20 protein-coding genes are annotated in these 21,350 nt (G+C 62.3%); 18 read left to right on the plus strand and 2 right to left on the minus strand.

Annotated elements, in window-relative coordinates; genetic code table 11:
• The first annotated feature begins 116 nt into the window (after nucleotides 1–116).
• The 6 genes from ACMLHZ_RS06545 (at nucleotide 117) to ACMLHZ_RS06570 (ending at nucleotide 7,227) form a co-directional block, all read left to right on the plus strand.
• The gene (locus ACMLHZ_RS06545; protein ID WP_418666966.1) at nucleotides 117–3,377 is read left to right on the plus strand and encodes a family 16 glycosylhydrolase; all 3,261 of its coding nucleotides are present in this window, start codon (nucleotides 117–119) and stop codon (nucleotides 3,375–3,377) included.
• A gap of 84 nt (nucleotides 3,378–3,461) precedes the next feature.
• A complete protein-coding gene (locus tag ACMLHZ_RS06550) occupies nucleotides 3,462–4,952 on the plus strand; it encodes a glycoside hydrolase family 31 protein (RefSeq protein ID WP_418666967.1) in 1,491 nt (496 codons plus the stop codon).
• Between the two features lie 278 nt (nucleotides 4,953–5,230).
• Nucleotides 5,231–5,791 (plus strand): RNA polymerase sigma factor, encoded by a 561-nt coding sequence (locus ACMLHZ_RS06555; protein ID WP_418666968.1) that lies wholly within the window; start codon nucleotides 5,231–5,233, stop codon nucleotides 5,789–5,791.
• Nucleotides 5,781–6,479, plus strand: a complete 699-nt coding sequence (locus tag ACMLHZ_RS06560) for a DUF4367 domain-containing protein (RefSeq protein WP_418666969.1) — start codon at nucleotides 5,781–5,783, stop codon at nucleotides 6,477–6,479. Before ACMLHZ_RS06555 ends, ACMLHZ_RS06560 begins: the two co-directional genes overlap by 11 nt.
• A 68-nt stretch (nucleotides 6,480–6,547) precedes the next feature.
• Entirely contained in the window at nucleotides 6,548–6,958 is a 411-nt protein-coding gene (locus tag ACMLHZ_RS06565; RefSeq protein ID WP_418666970.1) for a hypothetical protein, read from the plus strand.
• Nucleotides 6,959–6,960: 2 nt separating this feature from the next.
• Nucleotides 6,961–7,227, plus strand: coding sequence for a DUF6514 family protein (locus ACMLHZ_RS06570; protein ID WP_418667048.1), 267 nt, complete (start codon nucleotides 6,961–6,963; stop codon nucleotides 7,225–7,227).
• A gap of 316 nt (nucleotides 7,228–7,543) precedes the next feature.
• On the opposite strand, the gene ACMLHZ_RS06575 is transcribed toward ACMLHZ_RS06570, so the two are convergent.
• Both ACMLHZ_RS06575 and ACMLHZ_RS06580 read right to left on the minus strand, forming a co-directional pair.
• Nucleotides 7,544–8,845, minus strand: coding sequence for an RNA-binding domain-containing protein (locus ACMLHZ_RS06575; protein WP_418666971.1), 1,302 nt, complete (start codon nucleotides 8,843–8,845; stop codon nucleotides 7,544–7,546).
• 153 nt (nucleotides 8,846–8,998) lie between these two features.
• On the minus strand, nucleotides 8,999–9,910 hold the full coding sequence (locus ACMLHZ_RS06580) for a L,D-transpeptidase (protein WP_418666972.1): 912 nt from the start codon (nucleotides 9,908–9,910) through the stop codon (nucleotides 8,999–9,001).
• A gap of 328 nt (nucleotides 9,911–10,238) precedes the next feature.
• On the opposite strand from ACMLHZ_RS06580, the gene ACMLHZ_RS06585 reads away from it, so the two are divergent.
• From ACMLHZ_RS06585 to ACMLHZ_RS06640, 12 genes are all read left to right on the plus strand, one after another.
• Nucleotides 10,239–11,414, plus strand: coding sequence for a dihydroorotase (locus ACMLHZ_RS06585; protein WP_418666973.1), 1,176 nt, complete (start codon nucleotides 10,239–10,241; stop codon nucleotides 11,412–11,414).
• Between the two features lie 88 nt (nucleotides 11,415–11,502).
• Nucleotides 11,503–12,372, plus strand: coding sequence for an orotidine-5'-phosphate decarboxylase (gene pyrF / locus ACMLHZ_RS06590; protein ID WP_418666974.1), 870 nt, complete (start codon nucleotides 11,503–11,505; stop codon nucleotides 12,370–12,372).
• Nucleotides 12,353–13,117 carry a dihydroorotate dehydrogenase electron transfer subunit gene (locus ACMLHZ_RS06595; RefSeq protein WP_418666975.1) on the plus strand — a complete coding sequence of 255 codons (765 nt, stop codon included), beginning with the start codon at nucleotides 12,353–12,355 and terminating at the stop codon, nucleotides 13,115–13,117. Before pyrF ends, ACMLHZ_RS06595 begins: the two co-directional genes overlap by 20 nt.
• A complete protein-coding gene (locus ACMLHZ_RS06600) occupies nucleotides 13,114–14,025 on the plus strand; it encodes a dihydroorotate dehydrogenase (RefSeq protein WP_418666976.1) in 912 nt (303 codons plus the stop codon). The genes ACMLHZ_RS06595 and ACMLHZ_RS06600 overlap by 4 nt, the downstream gene beginning before the upstream one ends.
• Before the next feature lie 43 nt (nucleotides 14,026–14,068).
• Entirely contained in the window at nucleotides 14,069–14,662 is a 594-nt protein-coding gene (gene pyrE / locus ACMLHZ_RS06605) for an orotate phosphoribosyltransferase (RefSeq protein ID WP_418666977.1), read from the plus strand.
• Nucleotides 14,663–14,889: 227 nt separating this feature from the next.
• A complete protein-coding gene (locus ACMLHZ_RS06610; protein ID WP_418666978.1) occupies nucleotides 14,890–15,753 on the plus strand; it encodes an RNA polymerase sigma factor in 864 nt (287 codons plus the stop codon).
• Entirely contained in the window at nucleotides 15,750–16,442 is a 693-nt protein-coding gene (locus ACMLHZ_RS06615; RefSeq protein ID WP_418666979.1) for a DUF2461 domain-containing protein, read from the plus strand. The genes ACMLHZ_RS06610 and ACMLHZ_RS06615 overlap by 4 nt, the downstream gene beginning before the upstream one ends.
• 194 nt (nucleotides 16,443–16,636) lie before the next feature.
• Nucleotides 16,637–17,818 carry a DEAD/DEAH box helicase gene (locus tag ACMLHZ_RS06620; protein ID WP_418666980.1) on the plus strand — a complete coding sequence of 394 codons (1,182 nt, stop codon included), beginning with the start codon at nucleotides 16,637–16,639 and terminating at the stop codon, nucleotides 17,816–17,818.
• Nucleotides 17,819–17,919: 101 nt separating this feature from the next.
• Complete coding sequence (locus tag ACMLHZ_RS06625; RefSeq protein ID WP_418666981.1) at nucleotides 17,920–18,561, plus strand: MerR family transcriptional regulator; 642 nt, start codon at nucleotides 17,920–17,922, stop codon at nucleotides 18,559–18,561.
• A complete protein-coding gene (locus ACMLHZ_RS06630) occupies nucleotides 18,542–18,856 on the plus strand; it encodes a heavy metal-binding domain-containing protein (RefSeq protein ID WP_418666982.1) in 315 nt (104 codons plus the stop codon). The genes ACMLHZ_RS06625 and ACMLHZ_RS06630 overlap by 20 nt, the downstream gene beginning before the upstream one ends.
• A 44-nt stretch (nucleotides 18,857–18,900) precedes the next feature.
• The gene (locus ACMLHZ_RS06635; protein WP_418666983.1) at nucleotides 18,901–19,734 is read left to right on the plus strand and encodes a YhfC family glutamic-type intramembrane protease; all 834 of its coding nucleotides are present in this window, start codon (nucleotides 18,901–18,903) and stop codon (nucleotides 19,732–19,734) included.
• Between the two features lie 375 nt (nucleotides 19,735–20,109).
• The gene (locus ACMLHZ_RS06640; protein WP_418666984.1) at nucleotides 20,110–21,285 is read left to right on the plus strand and encodes a BMP family ABC transporter substrate-binding protein; all 1,176 of its coding nucleotides are present in this window, start codon (nucleotides 20,110–20,112) and stop codon (nucleotides 21,283–21,285) included.
• Nucleotides 21,286–21,350 lie beyond the last annotated feature (65 nt).

Raw genomic sequence — 21,350 nt, forward strand, 5'->3', positions numbered from 1 at the left:
TTTTGCCAAAATAAACAACGGTTTTTGTGCACGCCCGGGCCGGCGGCCCTGAAAAGGCGCGGCCCGGGCGTTTTTGGACGGATCTTCCCACGATCAATACAAAGGAGGTCAAACGTATGTTGAAACGCATCACCGGGCTGGCCCTGGCGCTGGCCCTGGCACTGGGCAGCCTGCCCCTGGCCTTTGCGGCGGGGGCCGAACCCACCGCCGCCCCGGCCCCGCAGGCCGCAGAAGCCCTGAAACCGGCCGACCCACCGCCGCCCGCCGAACCCGGCGGGAGCGGGCAGGCGCTGCCCCAAAGCGTGCCCGCCGAAGAAGGAACGGCAGACCCCACGCCCGCCCCCACGGAGGAACCCGCCCCGGCGGCAGAGCCCGCGCCGGACGTGAGTGCGGAGGGGCCGGTGTACTACGCCACCGCGGGCGGCGAGGCAAACCCGGTGAACGCCTCGGCCCGGGAGGTGGCGGACTGGGTGCACATCAACGCCGCCGGTTCGTACAACAGCAAGGCGAACGTGGCGGGCGACCGGCTGCGCTTTGAGGGCACCGGCAGCGCCTCGACCTCTGCCGACTGGACGAATTTTGCCTTCAGCTATACCGACGGCACAAACCCGATCACCGCCTCGGGCGATGCGTCCTTCCGGTTTTACACCGGCAAGGGCAGCACCGGCACCTTTACCGCGCCGGGCGCGGCAGGCGTGACCCGCACGCTGGAGATCTACATGGGCAGCTGGGCCGCCAAGGAGGTGCAGGTCACTGCGGCCCGCAGCGGAGCGGCGGTGGCCGCCGCCCCCTTTACGGCGGGCGGCAAGGCGGGACGGCTGGCAAAATACACCTTTACCTACACCGGCGAGGAACCACTGGTGGTGCGCTTTGAACTGACCGACGACGGCTACGACACCAAGTGGGCCTCGCTGGGGTTTGTGGGCGCGCGCATTCTGCAGCCCAGCGACGAGCCCGCGGCGCCGGGCATTGTGCTGAAAAGCGCCGACAGCTTTGCCAAGGGCTCGGCCACCACCATGACGGCGGACTTTTCGGCCGCCGACGTGGTGGACTGGGTGCACCTGGACAGTGTGCCCCGCTACAACAGCAAGGCCCGCATGGGCGGCGCGCGGCTGCGCTTTGAGGGCGCGGCGGGCACCGGCCCCAACAGCGGCGCCAGCGCCATTACCGACTGGTCGAACGTGAAGCTCTCGTACACAAACGGCGCGGTGACGGCCGCCGCCAGCGGCAGCAGCAAGCTGACCGCCTACACGGGCCTGGGCAGCACCGGCGTGTTCACCGCCCCCTCCAAGGCGGGGGTGCAGCGCACCCTGACCATTTTTGCGGGCAGCTACGCGGGCGCGAACATTGACGTGACGGCCGCCATGGGCGACGCGGCGGTGGAGGTGGCCCCCCTGCGCAACGGCCAAAAGACCACCCAGCTTTACCGGTATATCTTCCAATACACCGGCACCGAGGCCGAGGAGCCGCTGGTGGTGCGCTTTACCCTGAGCGACAACAGCACCGACCCGAGCTGGGCGAACCTGGGCTTTTACGGCGCCTCGATCACCAGCGAGGAGCCGGTCGTGAGCGAGCCCTACATCGCCTTTACCACGGTATCGCTGACCGGGCAGGAGGCGGTGACCGCCCCCGCCAGCGGAAAGACCCGCCGCAACGTGACCGCCGCGCTGTTCAACGAGCAGGGCGAAAAGCAGGAGGGCGGGGTGCTCTATTCGCTGAAAGCGCCGGTGGCGGGCGTTTCGGTGGACGGGCAGGGCGTTTTGTACGTGACCAGCGAGCTGGCGGCCAGCGGCACCGTGACCGTGGTGGCCACCAGCGCCGCGAACCCGGACACCTTTGCCGAGACCCAGGTGGAGGTGGTGAAGAACAACGCCCTGCGGGACACCCCCGCCCCGCCCCTGGAAAAGGACGGCTGGGTGCTGTTTTACAACGAGGAATTTGAGGGCGAGGGCCCCGACCCGCGCAAATGGAGCGGCTATTACCTGCGCAGCTGGACCACGGACGAGCTGGCGCAGGGGCACTATTTTGTGGACGACGGAAACCTGATCCTGACCGCGCCGCCGGACCTTGCGCAGTGGTGCAGCCAGGACGCGAACCAGCGGGTGAGCGGCATCCAGACTTTTGAGCGCCAGCACCTGCACCGGTTCGGCACTGTGACCGGCAGCCGCGAGCTGCCCACCTTTGACGGGTTCGCCACCAAGTACGGCTATTTTGAGGTGCGCATGCGCCTGCCCGACACCAAGGACGGCAGCCATTTTGCCTGGTGGATGATCGGCACGCAGGACGACCAGCACCCCACCGCCGCCCTTTCCGGCGGCGGGCAGTACCCGGACGGCAAATACAGCAACGAGACCGCCGAGTTCGATATTATTGAGCAGACCACCGACGCCTACCACCCCTACGGCGGATACAAAACGAACCTGTGGCGGCCGGTGATCCACCCCAACGGCAGCCAGGATCTGGCGTATTTGTGGGTGCCGGGCACCAACATCCAGAACAATGCCATCAACGAGTTCCACACCTACGGCTTTGAGTGGGACGAAAACGGCACCAAGTTCTACCTGGACGGCAGGCTGGTGCAGAGCACCAACCGCTCGCCCAATTACCGCATGATGACCATTTTCAGCCTGTATCCGGGCAAGCTGGACGGCTCGGCGGGCATGGGCGTGGACCGGGGCATCTACCCCAAGGACGCCGTGATCGACTACTTCCGCGTGTACAAAAAGGACGAAGCGCCCAGGGCCACCTCGGTGGTGCTGAACGGCTACGACAGCCCCAGCTACCTGAGGGTTCCCGAGAGCGGCGCGGCCAGCTACCCCATGACCGCCCAGGTGCTGGATCAGTTTGACCAGCCCTTCGAGGCGGGCGTGACCTGGCGCTTTTCCAAGGACGTGCAGGGCTATAACCCCACCACCGCGGCGGCGGTGAAGCCCAGCGGCGTGAGCATTGACCCGGCCACCGGCGTGATCGCCGTGCAGGCGGGCGCGGCGGTGAACCAGGACCTGTTTGTGACCGCCTATGTGAACGACAAGGTGCGGGAGGTAAAGCACATCAAGCTTTCCACCGCGGCCCCGGCGGCGGAACGGGTGCTGTTCAACAGCCGGCCGGACACCGTGCAGCGCGGCGCGCAGCTGGACCTGAGCGCCCAGGTGTACGACCAGTACCACATGCCCATGCAGGCGGCGGTGAGCTACCAGCTTTCGGCCGACCACACCGGCCGGGAGGCCGTGCGCGTGGAGGGCGCAACCCTGGGCGCGGACGGGGTGCTGACCGTGAGCGAAACAGTGCCCGCGGGGACCTACATCACCGTGACCGCGCGGGCGGCGGGCGACGCGAACGCCGACCGGATGAACAGCCTGGTGCTCAAGGTGGTATAAAACGGACGGCGCCGCAAGGCGGCGCAGCAAACGATTTGCCGGGCGGGCTTTGGCCCGCCCGGCTTTTTTGGAGAGGTGAACGCGATGCAGATTGAATTTTTGCCCGGCGAAGCCTGGTGGGGCGGCGCGGTGTGCGGCGGGGTGGACCAACCCTACACCGCCGCCAGCCGGTGCACCGCCCAGCTGGAACAAAACCCCACCCCCAACCAGTGCATGCCGCTGCTGCTTTCGGACAGGGGGCGGTGGCTTTGGGCGGACGGGGGCTTTACCGCCCGCTTTGAGGGCGGGCGCATCCTGTGCCCGGAGGGGGTGGAGCGGGGCGAAGCGGCAGAGCCCACCCTGCGGGGGGCATACCTGGCGGCCATGGGGCGGCATTTCCCGCCGCAGGGCGCGCCGGACCGGCGGTTTTTTACCGCCCCGGTGTACAACACCTGGATTGAACTGACCTTTAACCAGACCCAGGCCGGGGTGCTGGCCTATGCAAGGGGCATTCTGGAAAACGGCTTTACGCCCGGGGTGCTGATGATCGACGACGGCTGGTCGCCCTATTACGGCCGCTGGCGGTTTGACCGGGAAAAGTTTGCGGACCCGGCGGCCATGCTGGCCGAGCTGCACGCGCTGGGCTTTGCGGTGATGGTGTGGGCCTGCCCCTTTATCACGCCGGACACGCAGGAGTACCGGGAGCTGGAGCAAAGAGGGTTTTTGGTAAAAAACAGCGGGGACGAGGCGCACATTGCCCACTGGTGGAACGGCTGGTCGGCCGCCTTGGACCTGCAAAACCCCGGGGCGGCGGATTGGCTGCGGGCCCAGTTCCGGCAACTGGAAGCCTTGGGGGTGGACGGCTTTAAGCTGGACGCGGGCGACCCGGTGTACTACCCCGAGAACGGCGACGCACAATGCGCCGCGTGGGCCCGCTTTGGCGCGGCCTGGCCGCTGAACGAGTTCCGCGCCGCCTGGCGGGCCGGGGGGCTGCCCCTGATGCAGCGCCTGTGCGACAAGCACCCCACCTGGGACGGGCGGGGCCTTGCGGCGCTGACGCCCTGCGCGCTGACCGCCTCGCTGACCGGGCACCCCTACGTATGCCCGGACATGATTGGCGGGGGCGAATACCAGAGCTTTTTGCAGCAGGGCGCGGTGGACGAGGAATTGTTTGTGCGCTGGGCCGAGGCGGCCTGCCTGATGCCGGTGATGCAGTTTTCGGCCGCGCCCTGGCGGGTGCTGGGGCCAAAGGCACTGGCCGGGGTAAAGGCGGCTGCGGCGGTGCGGGCGGCCTGGCGGGACTATTTGCTGGAAACGCTGGACACCTGCGCGGCCACGGGCGAGCCCATGCTGCGGCCGCTGGAATACGTGTTCCCCGGCCAGGGGTGCGGGGCGATAAACGACCAGTTCATGCTGGGGGACCGGCTGCTGGCGGCGCCGCTGACCAAAAAGGGGGGCGGGCCGCGGCGGGTGTTTTTGCCCCAGGGCGTTTGGCAGGTGGGCGGTGCCACCCTGCAAAGCCCGGGCGGGGAGCATGTTGTGACCGAAGGGGAATGTGCCTGCGGCGGGCTGTTTTTGGCCTGGCGCAAGGATTAGAGCGAAGGAAAAAGGGCGGCGCGCCGGTGGGCGGGCCGCCCTTTTGATTGCCCGAAAAAGGGGTTTGTGACCGGGGGAAAAATGAAAATGCGCCAAATTATTACATTATTTTACAAATATGCTTAAATAAAAGGAATTGTGATTGATTGTTTGTGTATTTTTTTATAAATAGTATATGAAAAATATGGGATATGGGTTAAAATCGACAGGGACTAACAAATTTCGCATATGACCTGTGACTTTAATAGTACAGGCCCTGAAATGAAGGGGAAGAGTGGATGGCATTATTCGTACTTTCCAGGCGGCATAACGAAAAAGTTGCGGATCTGTTTGCCGCCCATGGTAAAATGTTTTACAACAGGGCGATGAAGATGACCCTTGATAAGCCCGCCGCCGAGGATCTGGTTCAGAACGCCATGCTGGAATTGATAAAATCGCTGGACAAGGGGAACCCCACGGTCTGCGGGCTGGACGACGAGCACCTGCGGTATTACGTGGTGGGCATCCTGCGCAAGCTGCACTACAACAACTGCAAGAAGGGCAAGCGCGAGGCGGAGAAGCTGGAAAAGCTAAAGCGGGATCTGGACGGGTGGCGCGGGTACGACCCGGACGACGCGCTGCGGGAGCATGAGCGGCTGGACCTGCTGGAGTGGGCGGTGCCCCAGCTGCCCGAGCGCTATTACGAATTTTTGATGTTGAAGTACATCCACGGCTTCGGCAAGGAAGAATTGGCCGAGGCGCTGGGAGTAAAGGTTACTTCGCTGCCCATGATACAAAAGCGGACGGTGGAGTTTTTGCGCAGACTGATCCGGGAGGAGGAAATGGCCCATGAACGATGAATTGGAGCGGGAACGGGAGGAACGGCTGCTGAAATTTGCGGCGCTTGCCGGCCAGGAGCAGGAGGACAAGGAGTACGAGGCCTTTCTGCGCTCGGACGAGTATGTTCCGCCGGACGAGGCCTGGATGAAAAAGGTGACGGGCGAGCTGCGCCGGCCGCCCAAACGCAGGCTGGTGCACTGGAGAAAGCTTGTGGTCATGGCCGCGGCGATTGTTGTGCTGCTGTGCGCCGGGGTGGGTACCGCCATCGCCAACCCCAAGGCGCTGGCGAACCTGTTCAGCCAGGACTACGACCGATACAGCCAGGTGCGTGTGGACGACGGCGTGGTGCTGGAAAAGCCCGAGGGCTGGGAGAGCGAGTATTATCCCACGTGGGCGCCCCAGGGATTTCATATTGAAGAAGTATTTGATAAAAATGGGTTGCACACTATAACACTATTAAATGTTTCGACTCATCAAATAGTAAGCTTTACTGCATTTGAAAAAGGAAAGTATAGTTTTCCGAATACGGAAGGGCTAGAAAAAGTTGAGGTAAAGGTTTTAGGAGAAGAAAAAATAATTTATACAAGTGAAGATAATAGAAGAAAGTTTATCGTAATTCAAAATGAGAATGATGGTTTTGTTATAGATGGACAAATTACAACAGAAGAACTAGTAAAAATAACAGAAAACGTAAAAAATATAAATTAATATGTTATATTTAGTCGAAAAAGTGCCATTTATGAGTATCAACACTTTTTAAGGAGGAATCCCCTATCATGAAACACGCGAAAAAATTGATTGCTCTGGTACTCTGTATGGTGCTGGCACTCGGCCTCGGTCTCAGCGCTTACGCTGACTTTGGCGAAATTTTATATCCAAAAACGAGATGGAGCAACGTAAGTGTAGTAACAGGTGGTGTAGATTCCAAAGAGCTTAGTGGGGGAGTAGTACTTTATAACTCGAACCACTATGTTACCATTAATGTGACTTTACAAAAGTACAATAGTGGATGGAAAGATACATCAGTAGTGACTAGTGATGAAGGTTATAAACTTGCCAGTGCATCCACATCCGTTAATCTTTCCGCTGGTAGTTATAGAGCTAAAATAGTATTTAGAGTTTATACCACAAAAGGTGGAGCCTATTTAGAAGGCGACACGGTATATAGCGGCGAGTATTTGGTGTGACCATGACGGCGGCGGTGAATGAAGCGCCAAAGGCGAAGCACACGTTCCAGTATCTGCCGCTGGCACAGGTGACCCGGGCGCGGGGCAGCAAAAAGTTCTACCCCACCTACGGCCTGCAGGTGATCGCGGACGGCTTTGAGCTGTTCCGGCTGAACGACGTGACCATGGACATGGTTATGATGGTGCGCATGGCGAACATGTGCAACGAGGGCAATTTGGAACCCTGCCACCTGTACGAGGTGATCGACAACTTCTTTGGCGGAGAATAAAGCAAGGCGCGCCCCCGGCGGTGGGTTTTCCACAGCCGGGGGCGCTTTTTGTTCAAAACCGGAGGTCCTGCCACCCAAAAGAGCATAAAAGATTTTTTATTGCTTCGCAATAAAAAGCTTATTTCAATCGGCCGCATTTCTCGCCCCTGCGGGGCAACCGAAACACCTGGCCAAAAAAACAGCCTTCGCTTGCGCTGCGGCTATTTTTTATTGCTTCGCAATAAAAAGCTTATCTTAAAGCACCCGCGCCTCGCCCCTGCGGGGCAACCGGCGCGCATGTGCAAAAAAATAGCCTTCGCTGCGCTGTGGCTATTTTTTATTCTGGAAGAAAATATCGTGTTTTGGCGGCTTTTCCGCGCGGAATCAACAGCCCGCCTCCAGTCAGTTCCCGCAGGAATCTTCCCACCGCGCTTTGGGATAAGCCCAAAAGTTCTTGCAGTTCTTTACGGCTTACACCATCGGGCCTTTTTGCCGCCCGCAAAATCTTTTCCTCCGTTTGAGTCAAGCCAGAGAGCGGCTCAAGCTCCGGTGTGTCATTCAGATTTGGAAGCACGATCTTGAATGCATTGTTGGAAACGTGAATGGAAGGCTTTTGCGGCGAATGTTCATAGGCGGCCATTGTTTTTTTGATGCCGGTTCCGTAGGCCTCGATGAGCCGCAAGCGATAAAATATATTTGCCAGATTGGAGTTCCTGCACACGGAAATACCCAATTCGATGTCGGCAAGGGTAATCCCCCGGGGTAAGCCGCCGACGGAAACAAATTCCAGCCGATCGTCGTATAAGCTGATCAGCGTGCTGGCGGCAAACGAATAATCCCGATGAACGATGCAATTTAAAAGGCATTCGCGGATCGCTTCAAGCGGATAATCCCGGGCATCAATGCGAAGCAGTTTTTCAAACCGCGCATGGGTCTGGTTGTGCAGGTCGATATAATCGTAGGCATCGCTCAATTGTTTCAGCAAAGAGCCGCCAACCTCGCGCCGATCTTTAAAGGTGCTTTGGCCAACCCCCTGAAAAGTGGCAAGTTTGATGGTGTGGGGGCACTGGTCAGAGAGAAGAAGGCCAAGGTTTGAATAAATACCGTCGCTGTTCAGGATCCCCAAAGTGCGCATTTGCTGCGGGGCAAAACCCAAGCCGTTTTGCTGGAACACAGCCGCTGCCGTTTTGAAGGAAAGGCCCTGTTCCAGAGAACGCATCTGCTCGTAGCTGTCGCCATCGGTTTCTTTGATCATGCGGCGGATTGCAGCGTCTGAGGCGGGAACGGAAGAAGTGCCCTGCCTTACAAAAATGCCTTCCGGGCGAATTCCTTTGCGGGCCAAATAATAAGGCCGATCGGTCCCCCGCTGAACGTCCACCCGCAAAATGCTTTTCCCCTGCGCCTGTTCAGCCTGGCAGTGAAGGAACATTGTAACGTCCGGCTTGATGGAATCGCGGACCATGTTCATGATCTGCTGCATTGAAAAATCGACGTTTTCCAAGCCAAGCACCGTACCGTCATCCGCAATGCCCACATAAATTGCACCGCCGTTTGTATTTGCGAAGGCAAGGATTTCCTTTTTAATTTCGTCAACGACCTGCCGCTTCAGTTCCAACGTTTCACTTTCCTGAAATAACATTGACCACGCCCCCGTACAATTTGCCGACGCATCTAACCACTATCTAACCAATATCTAACCATCTAACCAGCATCTAACCAAACTTTAACACATACAGCGCTTTAAGTCAACAATCAAATCAGAAGCAGAGCCGCCGCCTGGATATTGAAAGGATCAGCCGCGGGTGCCCTCGATGGCGCTGTCGTGGCTGGAGCCCCGCAGGTCGGTGGGGGTGAGGTTTTGGGTAAAGGCGTCGCTGGCGCGGAAGGCCTCCCAATCTGCTTTGGCGGCGGCGGTGCGGATGGCCGTGCCGTCCAGGTATTCGGTGCCCCAGGGGTTTGCGGGGTCCGGGTCGGTGGGGTCCCAGCCGCGCAGGGTTTCGTTTTTGGGGTCGATCTGCAGGGTGTCGGGCAGGCCCAGGGGGCCGGGGTTCTGCGCGTCGTCGTAAATGACCACCGGCGTGCCGATGGGGCAGTTTTCGTAGATCCAGCGAACGTCGGCAATGGCAAGGCGGATGCAGCCCAGCGAGGCCGGGGTGCCCAGCTTGTTGAACTCGTCGTATTCCAAATCGTCTTTGTGCTGGGTGTAGTAGGGCACCGAGTGGAACAGGTAGGGCCCGTTGATGCGGGTGGCGTACTGGCCGTAGCAGGGGCCGGAGAGCAGCCGCCAGGAATAGCTGACCGGGGTGTTGAACACGCCGGTGGGGGTGTCGGGCCCGCCGCTGCACACAAAGGCGGCGTAGGGCCGGGTGTAGCGGCCCGCCCCGTCGGCCGTGTAGACGGTGGTGCAGCTGGAGGCGCGGTTGACGCACACAAGGTAGGGAAAGCCCTCCTGCACCTGGGCGTTAAAGCCCTCGAAGCCGGGCTGGGCGGCCAGCCAATCCATAAATTCCACGCCTGCCTGGGCCCAGGCCTCTTCCTGGTCGGGGGTGGGTGCGGGGGTGGGTTCGGGCTTTGCCCAGGCGGGCTCGGCGGGCTGGGAGGCCGGTTCGGGGGCCGGGGCGGGCGCGGAGGACGGGGCCGGGGCCGCGCCGCAGCCTGCCAGCAGCAGGCAAAGGGTGAGGGCAAGCAGGAAAACGCGTTTCATGGGCAGCTACTCCTTTTAAATAAACAGATTCTGAAACTACAGACGTTCCGAGGAGGGGGAAATATTTCGTTTTGCCGGGTATGGCCAGTATACCCCGCGCCGGGCCCGACGCGCAAGGGGCGGACCCTTGACAGGGCGGCGGCAAGTGTGATAAAATCAGACGATTTGTAAGGGAAAGGGGAATGCAGGCATGACGCACCGCTGTTTTTGGCCCCGTGGCCTGGCCGCATTGCCGGGCGTTCCCAATTTCAGTATTCCCATTTGACTTTTCCTTTTGCGGGAAAAGTTTTTTTTTACCCAAAATTCCATCAAAAAGGGGGAGCGCGTTATGCTGATCCGCGGCGCGAAGCTGGAAAACGGCCAGACGGCGGACCTGCTTTTGCGGCAGGGAAAAATTGCCGCTATTGGGCTGGAACTGCCCGCAGAGGGCGAGGAGGTGCTGGAGGCCGGGGGCCGCACGCTGCTGCCAGGGTTCATTGATCTGCACTGCCACTGGCGCACGCCGGGCTTTGAGTATAAGGAGGACATTGCCACAGGGTCGGCGGCGGCGGCGGCGGGGGGCTACACCTTTGTGAACCTGATGCCCAACACAAAGCCCGTGTGCTCGGGCGCAGAGCAGGCCCACGCGGTGATGGCCGAGGCGGCGCGGGTGGGCCTTGTGGAGGCGAACCAGACCGTTTCCATTACCGAACAGTTCGACGGGCACACCCTGGATCACCTGAAGACCCTGCCGGAGGACCTGAAATTCATCACCGAGGACGGCAAGGGCGTGCAGAGCGGCGCGGTGATGGCCAGGGCCTTCGCCATTGCGGCCGAGCGGGGCCTGACCATTATGAGCCACGCCGAGGACATGGACATCTCGCCCTGGGACTACCGGCTGGCCGAGAACCTGGAAACGGTGCGCAACCTGCATTTGTGCGAATACTACGGCGCACGGCTGCACCTGTGCCATGTGAGCACCAGGGAGGCCGTGGAGGCCATCGGCCGGGCAAAGCGGCGGGGCGTGCCGGTGACCTGCGAGGTGACGCCCCACCATTTGTGGTTTGCGGGCACGGAGTACCGGGTGAACCCGCCCATCCGGCAGGCGGCGGACGTGGCCGCTTTGGTGGAGGCCATCCGCGCCGGCACGGTGGACGCGATTGCCACCGACCACGCCCCCCACTCGGACGAGGACAAGGCAAAGGGCGCGGCGGGCATGGTGGGGCTGGAAACCGCCTTTGCGGTGTGCTACACAAAGCTGTGCCGGCAGGAGGGGCTGGAGCTTTATTACCTGGCGGCGCTGATGAGCCGCTTCCCCGCGGCCATTCTGGGCCTTGCGGGCAAGGGCCGGGTGGAGGTGGGCGCGGACGCGGATCTGACCCTGGTGGAGCTGGACACCCCCTTCACGGTGGACCGGGAGGCCCTGCACTCGAAAAGCCGCAACTGCCCGTACCACGGGCTGACCCTGTACGGCCGGGTGGACGCCACGATTAAGGGCGGCAGGCTGAGCTACCGGCGGAAGTGAGAAGCCGCGCAGAGCGGCGACTCCCGGCAGCCCGTTAAATACAAAAAGTAATATTTTGAATATAAGCTACGAAAAGGAGAAACGAAAGATGACCAACATGGACAAGCTGTACGACGCGGTGGCGGCCCGCGGCCCGGTGTGCGTGGGCCTGGACACCGACCTTTCCTACCTGCCGGAGGGCTTTGCGGACACGGCGCTGACCGCGGGCGAAAACATTGTGCGGTTCAACAGGGCCATCGTGGACGCCACCAAGGCCGCGGCGGGCTGCTTTAAGGTGCAGATCGCCTATTACGAGAGCCTGGGGCTGGACGGCCTGCGCGCCTACAAGCAGACGCTGGACTATGTGAAGGCGGCGGGCATGCCGGTGATCGCGGATGTGAAGCGGGGCGACATTGCCAAGACCGCCGAGATGTATGCCAAGGCGCATTTTGCGGGCGATTTTGAGGTGGACTACATCACCCTGGCCCCCTACATGGGGCTGGATTCCATCCGGCCGTACCTGCCCTATGTGCAGCAGCAGGGCAAGGGGCTGTTCGTTTTGGTGCGCACCTCGAACCCCGGCGCAAAGGACTTTGAATATGAAGCGCTGGCCGACGGCCGCCACGTGTACGACCTGGTGGGCGACAAGCTGCACGAGCTGGGCCTTGAGTGCCCGGGCGAGCGGGGCTATTCCAGCCTGGGGCTGGTGATCGGCGGCACCCACATTGAGGAGGCGGCCGAGATCCGCGCCCGCTACGCCGACAGCTTCTTTTTGATCCCGGGATACGGCGCGCAGGGCGGCACCGCGGCCGACATTGCCCGCTACCTGGACAAGGGGGGCAACGGCGGGGTGGTGAACTCCAGCCGCAGCGTGCTGCTGGCCTGGAAAAAGCAGCCCGGCACCCCGTTTGCCGAGGCGGCGTACAACGAGTGCGTGAACATGAAGGAGGCCATCCGCAATGCCTGCAACAGCCTGTGAGGTAAAGGTGCTGGCCCACGAGGCCCTGGCGGAACACATCCGCCTGATGACCACCAGCTGGCCCCGGCGGGACAAGGCCCCCCGGGCGGGACAGTTTTTTATGCTGCGGTGCTGGCCCATCGACGCGGCGCCGCTTTTGAGCCGGCCCATCAGCCTGCACAGCTACGACCCGCTGACCGGCACGGTGCAATTCCTGTATGAGATAAAGGGCCCGGGCACCCGGATGCTGGCGGCGCTGCGGCCGGGCGACAGCCTGAGTTTGACCGGCCCCTCGGGCAACGGCTTCCCGGTGGAGCACATCCGGGGGCGGGTGGCCCTGGTGGGCGGGGGCATCGGCACGGCGCCCCTGTACGAGCTGGCCAAGGCGCTGGCCGCCCGGGGCGTAAAGGCCGACCTTTACTGCGGCTTCCGGGACGAGCCCTACGGCATGGAGCGCTTTTTGCCGCTGTGCGGCCGGGTGTTCGTGGCCACCGACAGCGGGCGCGCGGGCTTTCACGGCCTGGTGACCGAGCTGCTGCGGCCCGAGGAGTACGACATGACGCTGTGCTGCGGGCCCGAGCCCATGATGCGGGCCACGGCGGCCCTGTGCCGGGAAAAGGGCACGGCCTGCCTTGTGAGCCTGGAAAAGAAGATGGCCTGCGGCGTGGGGGCCTGCCTTGGCTGCACCTGCCACACCACAGGGGGCGGCAGGAGCGTGTGCAAGGACGGGCCGGTGTTCAACGCCGAGGAGGTGTTCTGCGAATGAGCGTTTCGTTGAAGGTGAACTTTTTGGGCCGGGAGCTGGCGGGGCCGGTGATTGCGGCCTCGGGCACGTTCGGCTACGGCGAGGAATATGCTGACATCCTGGACCTGAAAACGCTGGGCGGGGTGTGCAGCAAGGGGCTGACCCTGGCCCCGAAATACGGCAACGAGGGCGAGCGGCTGCTGGAAACGCCCGCGGGCCTGATGAACAGCATCGGGCTGCAAAACCCCGGCGTTGCGCATTTTATCGCTCAGGAACTGCCCCGCATGCTGACCCTGGGCACCGCGGTGTTTGCAAACCTGGGCGGCGGCAGCGTGGAGGACTACGAGCAGGGCGCGGCCCTGCTGGACGCCACAGCGGTGGATTTTATCGAGCTGAACATCAGCTGCCCCAACGTGAAGGAGGGGGGGATCGCCTACGGCATCAGGGCCGCCAGCGCCAAAGAGGTGGTGGGCCGGGTGCGGGCGGCGTGCAAAAAGCCCCTGGTGGTAAAGCTGAGCCCCCAGGCCGAGGATATTGGCCAAATGGCGGCGGCGTGCGTGGAGGCGGGCGCGGACGCGCTGAGCCTGGTGAACACCTTCCAGGCCTGTGCCATTGACCTGGAGCGGCGCAGGCCGGTGTTCAACAATGTGTTCGCGGGGCTTTCGGGCCCGGCGGTAAAGCCCATTGCCCTGCGCATGGTGTGGCAGGCCTGCGGCGCGGTGGACGTGCCGGTGATTGGGCTGGGGGGCATTGCCACCGGCGCGGACGCGCTGGAATTCATTATGGCGGGCGCGGCGGCGGTGCAGGTGGGCACGGCAAACTTTATGGACCCCCGCAGCTGCGAGCGGGTGAGCCGCGAGATCGCCGGATGGATGGAGGCCCACGGGGTGCAGAGCCTGGAGGAGATCCGGGGCTGCGCCAGGGGCTAATGAAGTATAAATTACACTATATATTACAAAAAGGAGAAAAATGATGAGCGACGCGATCGAGATCTTGAAGGAGTGCGGGGCCTTTTTGGAGGGACACTTTCTGCTTTCCAGCGGGCGGCACTCGGGCGCTTACTGCCAGATGGCGAAATTGCAGCAGTACCCGGACAAGGCGGCCCTGGTGATGGCCCCGGTGGCGGACAAGCTGCGCGGGCTCGGCGTGGACGTGGTGGTGGGCCCGGCCATGGGCGGCATTGTGTACGCCTATGAGCTGGGCCGCCAGCTGGGCAAGCGGGCCATTTTTACCGAGCGGGTGGACAACGAGATGGCCCTGCGCCGCGGCTTTGAGATCAAGCCGGGCGAGCGGTGCGTGATTGCGGAGGACGTGGTGACCACCGGCGTTTCCAGCCTGGAGACCAAAAAGATCATTGAGGAAAACGGCGGCGTGTGCGTGGGCATTGCCTGCGTGGTGGACCGCACCAAGCCCGAGGCGCCGAGCCCCATTGAGATCGTGGCCAGCGCCGCAAGGCTGGACCTGCCCAACTACCTGCCCGAGGAGTGCCCGATCTGCAAAGAGGGCAGGCTGCCGCTGGTGCACCTGGGCAGCCGCAAGATGAAGGAAAAGGCCGAGAACAAATAAAACCCGGGCGAAGGGCGCTGCGGGCCGGGCTTTGTTTGGGGTATAAAAAGGCAGCGGGGGAGCGCGGGGCGCTTGCCGCTGCCTTTTTGGCTTTTCGGCCGGCCAGCGCCGCAAAGCGGGCACCCTGCGGGGCGGAAAGCGCGGCCAAAAATTTTTACGGCCCTTTGCGAAAAAGCGTGTCACAAACGCCGCGGCGCGCGGTCTAATTTTATGGAGGTGAAAGCACAATGGAACAAGAAAAAACTGAACTCGTTCCCGCGCTGGTGGAGCGGGCCGTAAAAGGCGACAAGGCCGCGCTGGAGGAGCTGCTGGGCAGCGTGCAGGACCTGGTGTTCAACCTGGCGCTGCGCATGCTGGGCACCGTGCCCGACGCGGAGGACGCCACCCAGGAGATCCTGGTGAAGGTGATGACCCGCCTTGCCACCTTTAAGGGGCAGAGCGCCTTTACCACCTGGGTGTTCCGGGTGGCGGCGAACCACCTGCAGGGCTACCGCAAGCACCTGTTTGCCCAGCACCCCCTGAGCTTTGAGGAATACGGCGAGGACATTGCCAGCGGCCGCGAACAGGACATGCCCGACCTTTCGGGCGGGGTGGACCGGGCGCTGCTGGAAGAGGAGCTGAAGCTCTCGTGCTCGAACGTGATGCTGCAATGCTTTGAGCCGCAGGACCGGTGCATTTTTATTTTAGGCACCATGTTCAAGGTGGACAGCCGGGTGGCGGCCGAGATGCTGGAGATGACCCCCGAGGCATACCGGCAGCGCCTTTCGCGGCTGCGAAAGCGCATGGCGGCATTTCTTGGGGAATACTGCGGCCTTGCGGGGGGGCGGTGCGCCTGCGCGCGCCGGGTGGACTACGCGGTGGCCACCCACCGGGTGGACCCGCGGCGGCTTTGCTTTTCGGGGCTGGAAAAGAGCGGCGGGGTGCTGCGCGAGTGCGTGAGCGCCATGGAGGAGATCGACCAGGCGTCGCAGGTGTTTGCGGCGCTGCCCCCCTACCGGGCCACCCCGGCGGCGCGGGCGTTTTTGCAGGAGTTTCTGCGCTCGGACCCCTACGCCCGGGTGGCAGCGATGAAACGGGAGGAAGCGGAATGAAACAGGATACGATGATGGGCTTTCTGGCACAGCTGCAGGCCAACAACAGCCTTGACTGGATGCACGAACACAAAAAGGAGCAGCAGGCCGCGGCGGCCGGGTTTGAGGCGCTGGTGCAGGCGCTGGCGGGCGAGCTGGCGCTGCACGACGCGGGCGTGGCGGGCCTGAAGGCCAGGGACCTGATCTTCCGGCTGAACCGGGACACCCGCTTCAGCAGCGACAAATCGCCCTACAAGGCCGCGTTCCGGGCGCACATCGGCCCGGCGGGGCGCATGCCGATCCCGGTGGGGTATTACTTGCACCTGGAACCGGGAAACGTGTTTTTGGGCGGCGGGCTTTACGCCGCGATGTTCCCGGGGGCCACGGCCCGCATCCGGGAGGAGCTGGCGGAAAACGGGGCGGAGTTTTTGCAGATCGTGCAGGAGCCGTTTTTTAAAAAGAACTTTGAGCTGGTGGGTGAAAAGCTGAAAAAGGTGCCCCAGGGGTTTGACCCGGCGCTGCCCCAGAGCGAATACTTAAAGTACAAGAGCTGGGCGCTGGAATACCACCTGCCGGACGAGGCCGTGGCCGACCGGGACGCGTTTTTGCGGCAGGCGGCGGACGCGTTTTTGCGCATGCGCCCCTTCAACGATTACCTGAACCGGGCGCTGGAGGGCTACAAGCTGCCCGAGCGGCCGGGGAAAGGGTAAAGCCAAAGCGCGACAAAGTGAAAAAAGGCGGAGCGCGGGGAGTTTGTTCCCACGCCCCGCCTTTTTTGGATGGATTTACAGGGGTGGACCGTTCCTTTTCCCGCCGCTATGTGGTATAATAAAAAAACTTATGGAATAAAAACGTGCCCGCGGCCCGGCGGCAGGCTGGGGCGGGCGGGGAATGGAGAAAAAATATGCTGTATCAGGACCTGAGGGGCGTGAGCCCGGAAATTTTGCAGGCGGTGGAGCGCATGGGCTTTACCGACATGACCGAGGTGCAGGAAAAGGCCATTCCGGTGATGCTGGCGGGGCAGGACGTGATTGCCAAGGCACCCACCGGCACCGGCAAGACCTGCGCCTTCGGCATCCCCATCATTGAGCGGATGGACCGCAGCCGCAAGACGCCCCAGGCGGTGATCCTGGCACCCACCCGGGAATTGGCGCAGCAGATCGCCGAGGACCTGGAGGACCTGTGCCACTTTTTGCCCGAGGTGCGCATTGCCTGCGTGTACGGCGGCGCCAACATGCAAAAGCAGATCGACCAGCTCAAGCGGGGCTGCCAGATCGTGGTGGCCACCCCGGGCCGCCTGATGGACCACATGCAGCACCGCACCATCGACGTGCGGGCGGTGGAGAACATCGTGCTGGACGAGGCGGACGAAATGCTGGACATGGGCTTTTACAAGGACGTGCGCAAGATCATTGACGCGATGAAGGCCCGCAAGAGCCTTTCGATGTTCAGCGCCACCATCAGCCGCGAGGTGATGGATATCGGCTGGCTGTATCAGAAAAACGCGGCCGAGATCTCGGTGCAGCCGGTGCTGGACAGCCAGCCCCGGATCACCCAGTACATGCTGTGCACCACCGGCCGCAACAAGCTGGCCGACCTGGCGCAGCTGCTCATCACCGGGGGCTACAAGCGGGCCATTGTGTTCTGCAATACAAAATTCACCACCGCCACGCTCACAAACCAGCTGGTGCGGCTGAACTTTGTGGCGGACTGTTTGCACGGCGACCTTTCGCAGGTGGAGCGCAACAAGATCATGGGCCGCTTCCGCGAGGGCAAGATCGCGGTGCTGGTGGCCACCGACGTGGCGGCCCGCGGCATTGACGTGGAGGACGTGGACGTGGTGGTAAACTACGAGGTGCCCGGCTCGAACGAGTACTACACCCACCGCATCGGCCGCACCGGCCGGGCCAAAAAGGAGGGCGTAGCCTACCTTTTGTACGGCGCGGAGGAGAAAAAGCGGGTGGAGGAGCTGCTGCGGCTGACCCGCAACAAGGCCATCCCGGTGCACTGGGACTTTGCCCACAAGAACCTGATCGAGGAAAAGGTGGAAGAAGTGGATAAGTTCCAGATCCGCAGCTATTTCTGAAAAGAGCAGGGCAAAAAGAAAATTTGCAAAAGCGCGCAAAAAGGCCTTGACCTTCCCCCTGGTGGAGGGTTTACATTGAGTGCATAAAGAGGTGAGACCCCGTGCAGATCAAGCAGGTGGAGACCCTGGTGGGCATGACCCAGAAGAACATCCGCTTTTATGAAAAGGAGGGCCTGCTGGCCCCCCGGCGGGAGGCGGGCAACGGCTACCGCAACTATTCCGACGAGGATGTGGAGCGGCTGCAGCGCATCAAGCTGCTGCGCAAGCTGGACGTGCCGATGGACGAGATCCGCACCATGCTGGAGGGCAAGCTGACGCTGGCCGACGGCATGCGGCGGCACCTGGTGACGCTGGAGCACCGGCGCAAAAACCTGGATACCGCCCGCACCCTGTGCGAGGAGCTCACCGAACAGCCGGGCCTGCTGGGAACCCTGGACGCCGCCGAGCGGCTGGAAAAAATGCAGGCCCTGGAAGAAAAGGGGGTGCGCTTTACGGACATCAAAAACCAGGACAAGAAAAAGAAATACCACGGCGCGTGGCTGGCGGCGACGGCCTTTGTGGCCCTGATGCTGCTGCTGGAAGGAATTCTGGGCTGGGCGGTGCTCACCGAGCCGCCGCCGCTGGGCATCAGCATTATCATGCTTGCGGCGCCGCTGGTCTTTGTGGGCGGCGCGCTGCTGGCGCTGTGGCAGAGAATCAAGGAGATCCGAGGGGGAGAGATCGATGCTTATCGTAACTACTGAAAGCCTGCCCGGCCGCCCTTACGAGGCGCTGGGCATGGTGAAGGGCAACGTGGTGCAGAGCAAAAACTTCGGCAAGGACTTTATGAGCGCCATGAAGACCCTGGTAGGCGGCGAGGTGGTGGCTTACACCGAAATGCTGAGCGAAGCGCGGCAGATCGCCGTGGGGCGCATGGTGAAGGAGGCCGAGGCCTTGGGGGCGGACGCGATCGTGTGCCTGCGCTTTGCATCTTCCAGCGTGATGCAGGGCGCGGCCGAGTGCATCGCTTACGGTACCGCGGTAAAATTTGTGGGGTAACGCCGCGGCGGGCGCCGCCGTGAGGGCGGCAGGGAGGAACGAATATGGACCCGATTGTAATTTCAGGCGGGCTGACGGCGGCCTTTTGGGCTGCGGCCTTTTGCACCCTGGCGCTGCCGGTGATCCTGCTGATCGCGCTGGGCGTGATGAAAAAGATCAGCGCGGGGCCGCTGTTTTTGGGCTTTGCAAGCTTTTTTGTGAGCCAGATCGTGCTGCGCGTGCCGCTTTTGCAGGCGCTGGGCGGCCAGGGCTGGTTCCAGAGCTTTGCCACCCACACGGCGGTATACGCGCTGGTGATCGGCGGCTTTACCGCCGGCCTGTTTGAGGAGACGGCGCGCCTGGCGGGCGCGGCCATTTTGAAAAAGAAACTGACCTATAAGACCATGCTGAGCTTCGGGCTGGGGCACGGCCTGTGCGAGGTGATCCTGATCGCCGGCATGTCGCAGGTGAACAACCTGATCCTGTGCGCCGCCCTGGCCGACCCGCAGGGCGCGGCGGCAACGGCGTTCCTTTCGGGGGCGGACCCCGCCGTTTTGCAGGCGGTGGCCGCGCAGCTTGCGGCCACAACGCCGGCGATGGTGGGGCTGGCCGTTGTGGAGCGGGTGAGCGCCGTTTTGTACCACCTGTTCGCCACCTGCCTTGTGTTCCACGCGGTCAAGCGGGGCAAGCCGCTGTACTACTTTGCGGCGCTTTTGGCGCACACCCTGTTCAACTTCCTGGCGGTGATGCTGAACCTCTGGCTGGGCATGTGGATCATGGAGGCGGTGCTGCTGGCGGCGGGCGTGTGCTTTGGGCTGTATGTGAGGGGCGCGCGGCGCTGGTTCGACGCGCCACAGGCGCTGCCCGAGGCGCCGGCCACACCGGGCGAGGCGGGATAAGGCCCGCAGGAATTGGAACCAACGAGCAAAAGGGAGGGCGCCGCGAAGGCGCCCTCCCTTTTGGCTGCCCGCCTGTGATCGTTTGCATAAATGTTGCAGAGCGGGGTGCAAAAGTATGACTTTTGCACCCGCGAAACAGCCCGCAAACCCGCGCGCTCACTGGGTTTGCGGGCAGCGCTGTTTTGTGCCGAACGCCAAAAACTTTTGTGCCAAATCGCGGCCGCTTGGCACAAGTGCCGAACTTGCCAAAATGTGTTGAATTTATGAATATGCGGGGCTACAATAGAGTTGTTCGGAAAAAGGGTAAGTGCATTCAAAGGCTTACCCTCTATTCTTTTTTACAGGACGAAACAACACACAGGGGGATTTTAAAACATGAAAAAGCTTTTGAGCATCCTGCTGGTCTTTGCCATGGCCGTGAGCTTTGCGGCCTGCGGCGGCACGGGTTCCAGCACGCCGGCCTCCACCGGCAGCACGCCTGCCAGCACCCCGGCGGGTGACAGCCAGCCCGCCGCCGGCGGCATTCCGGCCGACCAGATTAAGGTGGGCGTGATCCACCTGAGCGACCCCGCCGAGGGCAGCGGCTACACCTACACCCACGATCAGGGCATTGTGGGCATGCAGGCGAACCTGGGCCTTGCCGACAGCCAGATCGTGCGAAAGGTGAAGGTGGACGACACCGACGCGGCCGCCATTGAGACCGCCATCACCGAGTGCATCGAGGAAGGCTGCAACATCATCTTTGCCACCTCCTGGGGCTACATGGACACCTGCGAGGCCCTGGCCGCCGAGTACCCCGAGGTGATCTTCAGCCACGGCACGGGCTACAAGTCCAACGGCACCAACATGAACCATTACTTCGGCCGCATCTACCAGGCCCGTTACCTGGCGGGCATTGCCGCCGGCATGAAGACCGAGTCGAACAAGATCGGCTTTGTGGCCGCCATGGGCCAGGAGAACGGCGAGGTGACCAGCGGCGTGAACGCGTTCGCCATGGGTGTTGCCAGCGTGAACCCCGACGCGAAGGTGTTCGTGAGCGTGACCAACAGCTGGTTTGACCCGGAGGGCGAAAAGCAGGCCGCCGAGGCCCTGATCGCGAACGGCTGCGACGTGATCGGCCAGCACTGCGACACCCCGAACCCCCAGACCGCCGCCGAGGAGCACGGCGTGTGGGGCGTGGGCTACAACAGCGACATGACCAAGGACGCCCCGGGCGCCACCCTGACCAGCGTGATGTGGGACTGGAGCGTTTACTACACCAAGGCTGTGCAGAACGTGATCGACGGCACCTGGAAGGCCGGCGAAAAGGTGGAGGACTACTTTGGCGACATGGCCGACGGCCTGATTACCCTGGGCACCATCAACGAGGGGCTGTGCGCCGAGGGCACTGTGGCCGCCATTGACGAGGTGAAGGCCAAGATCGTTGCCGGCGAGTGGGACGTGTTCGACGGCAAGACCGAGATCGAGGACAACAAGGGCGAGATGCACACCCTGGAGGGCGCCGACTACGGCAGCTGCGACTGGTACTACAAGACCGTTTCCGTGCTGTAAGCACTGCCCTTTCAAAATGCGATGACCCGAAAGGGCGGCCGGTCCGGCCGCCCTTTTTTGGGCAT

It is taken from the genome of Allofournierella sp., assembly GCF_048388525.1.
Taxonomy (GTDB): Bacteria; Bacillota; Clostridia; order Oscillospirales; family Ruminococcaceae; genus BQOK01.